Here is a 9412-nt window from a genome sequence, read left to right on the forward strand (position 1 = left end):
CACTGAATGTGACCCGCGAGGCGATGGCGCAAAAGGGCTGGTGCCCTTCGGGCCGGTTGTTCGAAGCAGCGGCATGTGGAGCGCCTATCGTAACCGACACATGGCCGGGCCTAAGCAGCTTCTTCGAACCCGGCAGCGAGATCCTGCTGGCCCACGACACCGATGACGTGGTCGCGGCGCTCGCCTTACCCGCAGGAGAACTCGATGCTATCAAAACCCGTGCGCGCCAACGGGTTCTCGACGAACACACCTCTGGCCGGCGCGCGGCGGAGCTGGACCAGATTCTAAACGACGCCTTTCAAAGATCTCCCGGCGAACCGATGATGGAAGCAGTCTGATGTTGGGCATTGTGCCCGCTGCCGGGCGCGGCAGCCGCATTCAACCGCTCGGCTTCTCGAAAGAGCTGCTGCCGGTCGGCAGCCGGATCGATGGACAGACCGAGCGTCCCTGCGCCGTGAGCGAGTATCTGGTGCGGCGGATGGTGCACGCTGGTGTCGACAAGATCTGTTTCATCATTGGATCGGGCAAATCCGACATCCTCGAATATTACGCTGCCGGCTATGGTGACGCCGCGGCTCTCTTCGTGGTGCAGCCCAATCCCGTTGGACTTTGCGATGCGATTTTTCGGGCAGCGCCTCTCGTCGCGTCCGATGAGGTCGTCCTGGTCGGCCTTCCCGACACGATCTGGTTTCCCGAGGACGGCTTCTGTCATTTGCCTGACGATCAGCTTTCATTTCTGCTCTTCCCGGTGGATCGTCCGGAATTCTTCGACGCCGTCGTTGTCGATGACCACGAGCGCGTGATCGAAATCCAGGTCAAGCAACAGGACGCCGCCACGAACTGGGTTTGGGGTGCGTTCAAGATGCCGGGCCAGATCCTGCATCAGCTTGCGGCACTCTGGCGTGAACGGGAATGCCGTGACGAATATATCGGCACGTTGGTCAACGCCTACCTTGCGGCCGGAGGTCAAGCCTCCGGCGTCAAGGCTGGGTCGGCCTATGTCGATGTCGGCACGTTCAACGGCTATCGCACGGCTCTGCGGCTGCTCGAGGACGGCGCCGCACCCGTCCGTCACCAACCCGCCACGATTATGCCAGGTGCCCGTTCGCATGTGCCTGTCGTTCCCGGCGAAGGAGCCTGATCATGCTGCATTCCCATGCCGAAATCCGCCGACGTATCGATGCTCTCGGCCCATGGTTCCACAACATGGAACTGGCGGGTGTCGAAACCGCTCCCAACCATTTTCTCGGCAATTATCCGCTGATCAAATGGCGCAAATTCGCCGAGGCCATTCCCGCCGATCTGACAGGCAAGACGGTGTTGGATATTGGTTGCAATGCCGGTTTCTATTCCATCGAGATGAAACGGCGAGGTGCTGCCCGTGTCCTCGGCATCGATTTCGATGAGGCCTATCTGGCGCAGGCCCGCTTTGCCGCCGAGATCGCCGATTGCGAGATCGAATTCCAGAAACTTTCGGTCTACGACGTCGGCGCCCTGAGTGAAACGTTCGATGTCGTGCTGTTCATGGGGGTGCTTTATCACCTGCGCCACCCCTTGCTCGCGCTCGACCTTATCCGTGAGCACGTCGCCGGTGACCTGATGATCTTCCAGTCCATGCAGCGCGGCAGCACAGATCTGCCCGAGATGGAAGAGAACTATCATTTCTGGACGCATGACCTGTTCGACCGGCCGGAATTTCCCAAGCTCCATTTCATCGAGCACCGCTATGCCGATGACCCGACCAACTGGTGGATACCCAACCGCGCCTGCACCGAAGCGATGCTGCGCAGCGCCGGTTTCGAGATCGTTCTGCACCCCGAACAGGAGGTCTATTTCTGCCGCGCCGCCGGCGACGCGGCCAGTGGGGGTCCCGTCTACCCCTCGAAAGGACAGCGCCATGATTGAAGCCGCGATGATCTGGAACGAGCCCAATAACAAATCGCATTGGGATCCCGAGCTCGACCCCGATTGGAGCCGCTTCGCCGGGATGGCAATCCTGGCGGCGGACGCAATCGCATCTGAAAACCCGGCTTTGACCAAAGTGCTCGGTGGCATCTCGCCAATAGATCCGGGGTTCATCACCCGCATGAAGGAATTCGGCGTGCTGGATCATGTCGATGCCGTCGCCGTGCACGGCTTTCCCCTCGACTGGAATCTGTGGCAGATCCAGGAATGGCCGCAGAAGATCGGCGAGATCGCGACCGTCACCGATCTTCCCATCTGGGTCAGCGAAGTCGGCGTATCGACCTTCGGCGCCGAGGAAATCCAAGTCTGGGGGCTCAAGCGCACAGCTGAATTGCTGCTCGGCAATGCGCCACGCATCCAGTGGTACAGCCTCTACGATCTTCCGCGTGAATGGGAAGCAACGACGCGTCACCGCGAAGCCGAGGGCTCCTCTTACTATCGTCATTTCCATATGGGGCTGCTACGCCAGGACGGCACGCCAAAGCCCGCGCTGGAGGAATTCCTGCGCCATACACCCGCAATGGGCCTGGTGCAGTGGTTTCATTTCGAAGACCCGCGGCTGGACGATGCCGTCGCCTGGATGAAGCGGCTGGGTGTCACCAATATGCGTACCGGGCTTTCCTGGGCGGACAGTTTTCGGCCGAATGCGCTGGACTGGTTCGACCGGCAGATGGAAGCACTCGCCGATTTCGATGTGACGGTCACCTTCTGCTTCACACCTCAGCACCGCGGAATGATGCCCCACCACACCAGCCCGCCCCTGGTGCCGGAGGAGTTCGCTGAATTCTGTTCAACCATGATCCGCCGCTATGCGCCTGGCATGACATCCGCCTCGCTCCCCACGCAGCGGGCCTCGGCCGCGTGAAATGTCATGCTGCCCATGCATCAGATGCAGGACTTCGCGACGCCGTTGACAGGTGGAGATACGGCGCAGGGCAACGAGACGCGCCCAGGCGAGACACTCACCGTCCTCAATGTCGCCTACCCTCTCGCGCCCGTCGGCCCCGACGCTGTCGGCGGTGCCGAACAGGTTCTGTCGATGCTCGATCGGGCACTGGTTCAGGCCGGTCATCGATCTATCGTCATTGGCTGCCGAGGCTCCAGAACGAGCGGCACGCTTGTGGAAATACCGGCCGAAAACGGCGTACTCGACGAGGCGGCGAAGAGCCGCGCGCAACAGGCCCATCGCGAGGCGATCGCGGCTGCCCGTGCCCGATGGCCCATCGACGTGGTTCATCTGCACGGCATAGATTTCGACGCTTATCTGCCCGACGATGGTCCGACCTTGGTGACCCTCCACCTGCCATTGGATTGGTATCCGGCCGCGGCATTGCGCCCCACGCGCGGTGATCTCTGGCTCCATGCGGTCTCGCCCACCCAGCAGAAAACCGCGCCATCAGACGCCCGGCTGACGGCGCCGATTCCGAACGGCGTTGACATCGAAGCACTGACCCTGCTGCAGTCGAAGCGCGGCTTTGCCCTTGTTCTAAGCCGGGTTTGTCCGGAAAAGGGCGTCCACCTGGCGCTCGACGCAGCCAAACAGGCAGATGTGCCGCTGGTCATCGGCGGCAAGGTCTATCCCTATGAAACGCATACGCGGTACTTTCGCGATGAGGTCCAACCTCGCCTCGATGGCCGCCGCCGCTTCCTTGGCCCTCTCGGCTTCACCGCCAAGCGACGCATTCTCAATGCGGCGCGCTGTCTGGTCATTCCGAGTCTCGCAGCCGAGACCAGCTCGCTTGTGGCCATGGAGGCCCTCGCCTGCGGTACCCCGGTGGTCGCCTTTCCAAATGGTGCGCTTCCCGATGTCATAGAGCACGGCAGGACGGGCTTTCTCGTCGATACGGTCGACGAGATGGCCCAAGCCATTCTTGCGGCGCCCAGCTTGGATGCCGAGACATGCAGGGCCGAAGCGCGACGGCGGTTTTCGCTGGAACGCATGATCTCGTCTTACATGGACGCCTATCAAGCGCTGGCACGGCTTGGCACTGGTCGCCGGCGCTTCGCGGCGACGCCGTGAGCTAAACTGTGCTGCGCAGCGAAATCATCGGTGACCTCACACAATTGGACGCCTTGACGCCGCACTGGTGGAAACTGTGGCAGCAGAGTCCCTCGGCGACTCCGTTTCAATCTCCCGCCTGGCTGGTGCCGTGGTGGCACGCATTCGCACCTGGTGAACTGGCGACGGTCGCGGTCTGGCGTGGCGACGATCTGGTCGGGCTGGCGCCATTCTACCTTGAGCATGGGATATCCGGTTCGAAGCTGCTTCCGGTCGGCATTTCGCTCAGCGATTATCTGGACATTCTGGCTGTCCCTGGGAGCGAAGCCGAGGTCGTCGACATTGTCGCCGAGTCGATCCTCTCGATCGGGTGGGCGCAATGGATCTTGTCGGACTTGCCGCAGGACAGCCTCTCCCTTGCGATGACGCATCCCGAGATGGATTGGCCGACCGCCCATGCCGCCTGCCCCGTGCTCGCCCTCGCCGGCGACGAAACGCTTGCAGGCTGCGTCCCCGCAAGACGCAGACGCCAGTTGCGTCGGGCGCGTCAAGCCGCATCAAGATGCGGCCGGATCGCGCTGTTGTCGGCAAGCGGCAGTCCGCAAACTTTCCTCGATCAATTGATCCGCCTGCACAATATGCGCTGGGCCGAACAAGGAGGCGGTGTGTTGGCCAACGCCGCCGTCGAGCAATTCCATCGGCTCTCACTTCCCTTGCTCGACGCTCACGGTCTGGTGCGATGCTGGCTGTTCGCGATCGATGGCGGAACCGTCGGCGCCTATTACGGATTTCACCACCGCGGCCGTGCCTATGCTTATCTCGGTGGCTTCGACCCTGCTTATGCCGAGGAGAGTCCAGGTGCGATCCTGATTGGCCACGCAATCGCGGAAGCGATCCGCGAAGATGCGCGCGAGTTCGATTTTCTGCGCGGCCAGGAGGCCTATAAATATGGCTGGGGCGCCGTCGACAGGTGGACGATGCGCAGGGTCTGGACGCGGAGTTGATGCATGAGTGTAACCGCACCGAAAGCCGCCCGGCGCACGACATCGGTCAGGCTGGCGGTTGAAGACTGCATGGCCGATGGCATTTGCGCCGAAGGTGTTCTCGTCAGGCTGGCGCTCCACCTGCCGCCCACAATTGGAGCGGCGGAATTGGCGGAGGTCGTGCTGAAGGTCCAGCCGGCGGATGCCGGCGACGCAGCAAGGCTGCGAAAGGTCGCCGGACTGCTGCGCTGCAAACCAGACGTCTTCGCCATGTTGCGGGCAACGGGTGGCGCCGTTCGGCATGAGCGCGATGAGGGCGAGACGAATGTCGCTGTCGTCATGCGGCTGGCCTCCAGCTTCGATGCCGCGGCAGCGATTTCGGGAGCCGCGAGTGTCCAACTGGCATCCCTCGGCGATGAGGCAAGGCTCACAGTCACGACCAACGAAATCGTCGCATGGCTGGAGGCGCGAGAATTCACCGGAAGGGAACGGAGCATTCTCGACATCGGTTGCGGCATCGGCCGTTTCGAGCGCGCGCTGTGCAAATCCTTCAAGTGGATGGTCGGCATCGACATATCGCCGCGGATGATCTCCATCGCCTCCGAGCAATGCGCCGCACTCGGCAATGTCGAGTTGCGACAAACCTCCGGTCTCGATCTGTCCGAATTCGCCGACGCCAGTTTCGATTGCGTGCTGGCGGTGGACAGCTTTCCCTATCTGGTTCTGGCCGGCATGGCTGATCGGCATTTCGACGAAATTGCGCGCGTTCTGAAACGGCCGGGCTGGCTCGCCTTGCTGAACTATTCCTATCGCGGATCACTTCTCTCAGACCGCGATGATATCGGCCGTCTGGCGCAAGCTCATCAATTGCGGGTCCTCATCGACGGCGAGAAGCCGTTTCGGTCGTGGGATGGCGACGCCTTTCTGCTCGCTGGGTGAAGCGGAACATTACAGCGCGATGCCAGTTCGGACGTCGAACAACGGGCACCGACGAGTGTCCCCGATTCGAAGGAGGATATCATGGCATCCGGCGGTAAAAAACATTTCGGCCGCAGCAGCCAGGCAAGAGTGCCGGCGCCGGCGCGGTGACCTCCCCGGAGAAGGACGAGATCGAAGAAAACGCGGTCTTGTCGAATCGCAACAAGAAGCAGCATGGCCAGGAGCGCGGGCTGGACGGCAATCGGATCAAGCCCGATCAATATCAGGATCACGCCGCTGACCGATTGCCTAGGGATTGAACGCCACCGCCGCGCGTCCATGGCCCGGGACGACGAAGGACCGGGACGACGAAGGACCGGGACGACGAAGGAGCAGCAAGGAAATAAACCTGTGCAAGGGGCCGCTGGTGAGCTTCTTGGCGGTTGACACCGCCTTGTAATGCCAGGCGCTTATCACCACACTAGGATCAAGGGACCCGCTATCAAGAGAATGTGATGTCTCGTTCGAGCGACGATACCCCGGATCCGCATGTCGAGATGGCTGTGGATCAGGAGATTGCTTCCCTGCTGGCCGCCATAGAGCAGGAAAAAATTCCAGACCGCCTGACCAAGCTGGCGATCGAATTGCAGAACGCGCTCGTCGAGAAACGTCGGCGCGACGTGAAGAACTGACTATCTGCGGCCGTCGACCTCGACATCGAGCTGACCATCCGACAGCTGGTTTCGTCTTTCTATCAATGTCTGCAGCGAACTCTCCCCCAGGAATTCAAGGATGTTGGCGCGCGCACGGTTCAGGCGGCTTTTGACCGTTCCGACCGCGCAACCGCATATGTCGGCGGTTTCCTCGTAGCTCACTCCCAAAACGCCGATCAGCATCAGGACCTCGCGTTGGTGTTCAGGCAGCCTTTGAATGGCGCCGTGAACTTCCTTGCTCTGAACGGTCCATTCCTGGGTGGCTTCCGAAATTGGTCTCGAAGACGCGCAATCGAGCAGGCCGGGCGCCTCCCGGGCAGCGATCTTGACCCGGGTATAGTAAGTGTTGCGCATGATGGTGAAGAGCCACGACTTCATGCGCGTACCGGGTTCGAACTTGTCGATGTTGGCGAGACCCTTGGTCAGTGTCTCCTGCACGAGATCGTCAGCGTCGTCGGGGACGCGGCAGAAGGTGCGCGCGAATGCCCGCAGGGCAGGTATCAGGTCAACGATGGAAACTTCATTGGTTTCCTGGTCGGCCAAAAGGCAGCCTCCGGATGACAATGGTCCAGCTCCCAGAAGAAAGAGTGTGTGAACGCAGCCCCAGCTAAATGCATGGAAGTTTGGTTCGTTCCTCGTGCCGGAGACAACTCTTCATGAATTGTGCGCAGGCGGAGATATCTGTCATCCGATCGGCGCGCACCATCGCCGCAGCAGTCCCGGCTCCTCCGACAGCGGTGTCTCCAGCGTCCATTTTTTACGGGAACAAAGCTGCTCACCGGCAGTTTGATGGCTTGACCACTTCAACCTTCCGGTATCGATCGAGGATCTGTCATGGCCAAATCCGCTCGCCCCTCCGCTCGCCAATCGGCAAGTGGACTGGATCAGAATAGCGCGCGCGGAAATGGCGGCGAGTTGCACCAGATCGCGGGGGACGACACGCCTGCCCTTACGACGGCGCTCGGAACGCCTGTCTCCGACGACCAAAACACATTGCGGATCGGTGAGCGCGGACCATCGCTGATCGAAGACTTTCACTTTCGCGAGAAGATTTTCCACTTCGACCACGAACGCATCCCGGAAAGGGTCGTTCATGCCCGCGGCTATGGCGCGCATGGTTTTTTCGAGACCTACGAGTCACTTGCCAAATACACACGTGCCGACATTTTCCAGCGAGCTGGTGAAAAGACGCCGGCATTCGTTCGTTTCTCGACGGTTGCCGGCAACAAGGGTTCGTTCGATCTCGCCCGCGACGTGCGCGGCTTCGCGGTCAAGCTCTACACCAAGGAGGGCAATTGGGATCTCGTCGGCAACAACATCCCGGTCTTCTTCATCCAGGACGCCATCAAGTTTCCCGATCTGATCCACGCCGCCAAACAGGAGCCCGACCGTGCCTTTCCGCAGGCACAGACGGCGCACGACAATTTCTGGGACTTCATCAGCCTGATGCCGGAATCAATGCACATGGTGATGTGGATCATGTCGGATCGCGCGATCCCGCGTTCCTTCCGCTTCATGCAAGGCTTTGGTGTGCACACGTTCCGCCTCGTCAACGCGAAGGACGAATCCACCTTCGTCAAATTCATCTGGAAACCGAAGCTCGGCATGCAATCGGTGGTCTGGAACGAGGCGGTCAAGATCAATGGTGCCGATCCCGACTTCCATCGCCGCGATTTGTGGGAGGCCATACAGGCCGGCAATTTCCCGGAATGGGAGTTGACGGTGCAACTGTTCGATCAGGCATTTGCCGACAGTTTCGACTTCGATATCCTGGATGCAACGAAGATCATTCCCGAAGAGGTCCTCGAACCAATTCCGGTCGGTCGGCTGGTGCTCGACCGGATGCCGGACAATTTCTTCGCCGAGACCGAGCAGGTGGCGTTCATGACGCAGAATGTGCCGCCCGGAATCGATTTCTCCAACGATCCGCTACTGCAAGGCCGCAACTTCTCTTATCTCGATACCCAATTGAAACGGCTGGGCAGCCCGAACTTTACCCATCTGCCGATCAACGCGCCGAAGTGCCCGTTCGCCCATTTTCAACAGGACGGGCACATGGCCATGCGCAACCCGGCCGGTCGTGCCAACTATGAGCCGAACTCATGGGGACTGGGACCGCGCGAGGATCCGCAGCGTGGCTTCCGTTCTTTCGCCGATGCCGAACAAGGGCAGAAAGTACGTCTGCGCGCGGAGAGCTTCGCCGATCACTACAGCCAGGCCCGGCAATTCTTCAACAGCCAGACACCACCGGAGCAGCGTCACATCGCGATGGCGCTGACGTTTGAACTGAGCAAGGTCCAGGCGCCGGCAATCCGCGAGCGCATGGTTTCGCATTTGTTGAACATCGATGAAACGCTGGCGACCACGGTCGCCGATAAGCTCGGCATCCGTGACCTGCCCGAACCTGCCGAAGCCGCCGTTCCGCCGCGCGATGACTTGCCGCCGTCGCCGGCGCTCAGCATCATCCAAAATGGACCCAATAGTTTCGAAGGCCGCAAAGTCGGTGTCATGCTCAGCGATGGAGCCGATGTCGCGCTGTTCGAGGAACTTCGTTCCGCCATCGAAGCGGAAGGCGCGGTGATGGAGGTGGTTGCGCCCAAGGTGGGTGGCGTCGAAGCCGCCGACGGCACCCACATCGAGGCAAGGCACATGATCGACGGCGGTCCGTCCGTATTGTTCGACGCGGTGGTGCTGCTCCTCTCCGAGGCGGGCGCCGAGTTGCTGGTCAAGGAGGCCGCTGCGAAGGATTTCGTGTCTGATGCGTTTGCGCACTGCAAGTTCATCGGCTTCACCCCGGGGGCCGAGCCGCTCCTGGCCAAAGCAGGCGTCGCTCC

Annotated in this window: 10 protein-coding genes; 9 read left to right on the forward strand and 1 reads right to left on the reverse strand. The window is 61.0% G+C overall.

Annotated elements, in window-relative coordinates; genetic code table 11:
* The 8 genes from EN893_RS08165 to EN893_RS08205 all read left to right on the forward strand — a co-directional run.
* On the forward strand, nucleotides 1-338 hold a 338-nt coding region (locus EN893_RS08165), incomplete at its 5' end, for a glycosyltransferase (protein ID WP_164900761.1).
* Entirely contained in the window at nucleotides 338-1141 is an 804-nt protein-coding gene (locus EN893_RS08170; protein ID WP_127270582.1) for a sugar phosphate nucleotidyltransferase, read from the forward strand. The genes EN893_RS08165 and EN893_RS08170, both read left to right, overlap by 1 nt.
* Before the next feature lie 2 nt (nucleotides 1142-1143).
* Nucleotides 1144-1905 (forward strand): TIGR04290 family methyltransferase, encoded by a 762-nt coding sequence (locus EN893_RS08175; protein WP_127270584.1) that lies wholly within the window; start codon nucleotides 1144-1146, stop codon nucleotides 1903-1905.
* The gene (locus EN893_RS08180; protein ID WP_127269611.1) at nucleotides 1898-2830 is read left to right on the forward strand and encodes a beta-xylosidase; all 933 of its coding nucleotides are present in this window, start codon (nucleotides 1898-1900) and stop codon (nucleotides 2828-2830) included. Before EN893_RS08175 ends, EN893_RS08180 begins: the two co-directional genes overlap by 8 nt.
* Nucleotides 2831-2836: 6 nt before the next feature.
* Nucleotides 2837-3985, forward strand: coding sequence for a glycosyltransferase (locus EN893_RS08185; protein ID WP_127269612.1), 1149 nt, complete (start codon nucleotides 2837-2839; stop codon nucleotides 3983-3985).
* Nucleotides 3986-3993: 8 nt separating this feature from the next.
* Nucleotides 3994-4968, forward strand: a complete 975-nt coding sequence (locus tag EN893_RS08190) for a GNAT family N-acetyltransferase (RefSeq protein ID WP_128306976.1) — start codon at nucleotides 3994-3996, stop codon at nucleotides 4966-4968.
* 3 nt (nucleotides 4969-4971) lie between these two features.
* Nucleotides 4972-5886 carry a class I SAM-dependent methyltransferase gene (locus EN893_RS08195; protein ID WP_127270587.1) on the forward strand — a complete coding sequence of 305 codons (915 nt, stop codon included), beginning with the start codon at nucleotides 4972-4974 and terminating at the stop codon, nucleotides 5884-5886.
* Between the two features lie 494 nt (nucleotides 5887-6380).
* Nucleotides 6381-6557: a hypothetical protein gene (locus tag EN893_RS08205; protein ID WP_127270589.1), complete on the forward strand. Its 177-nt coding sequence runs from the start codon at nucleotides 6381-6383 to the stop codon at nucleotides 6555-6557.
* On the opposite strand, the gene EN893_RS08210 is transcribed toward EN893_RS08205, so the two are convergent.
* Nucleotides 6558-7121 carry a sigma-70 family RNA polymerase sigma factor gene (locus tag EN893_RS08210; protein WP_127270591.1) on the reverse strand — a complete coding sequence of 188 codons (564 nt, stop codon included), beginning with the start codon at nucleotides 7119-7121 and terminating at the stop codon, nucleotides 6558-6560.
* A 291-nt stretch (nucleotides 7122-7412) separates the two neighbouring features.
* Between EN893_RS08210 and EN893_RS08215 the strand changes: the two genes are divergently transcribed.
* Nucleotides 7413-9412: catalase (locus tag EN893_RS08215; protein ID WP_128361484.1), on the forward strand; the 2000-nt coding region annotated here is incomplete at its 3' end.

This window comes from Mesorhizobium sp. M7A.F.Ca.CA.004.04.2.1, assembly GCF_004022825.1.
In the GTDB taxonomy this organism is placed as follows: Bacteria; Pseudomonadota; Alphaproteobacteria; order Rhizobiales; family Rhizobiaceae; genus Mesorhizobium.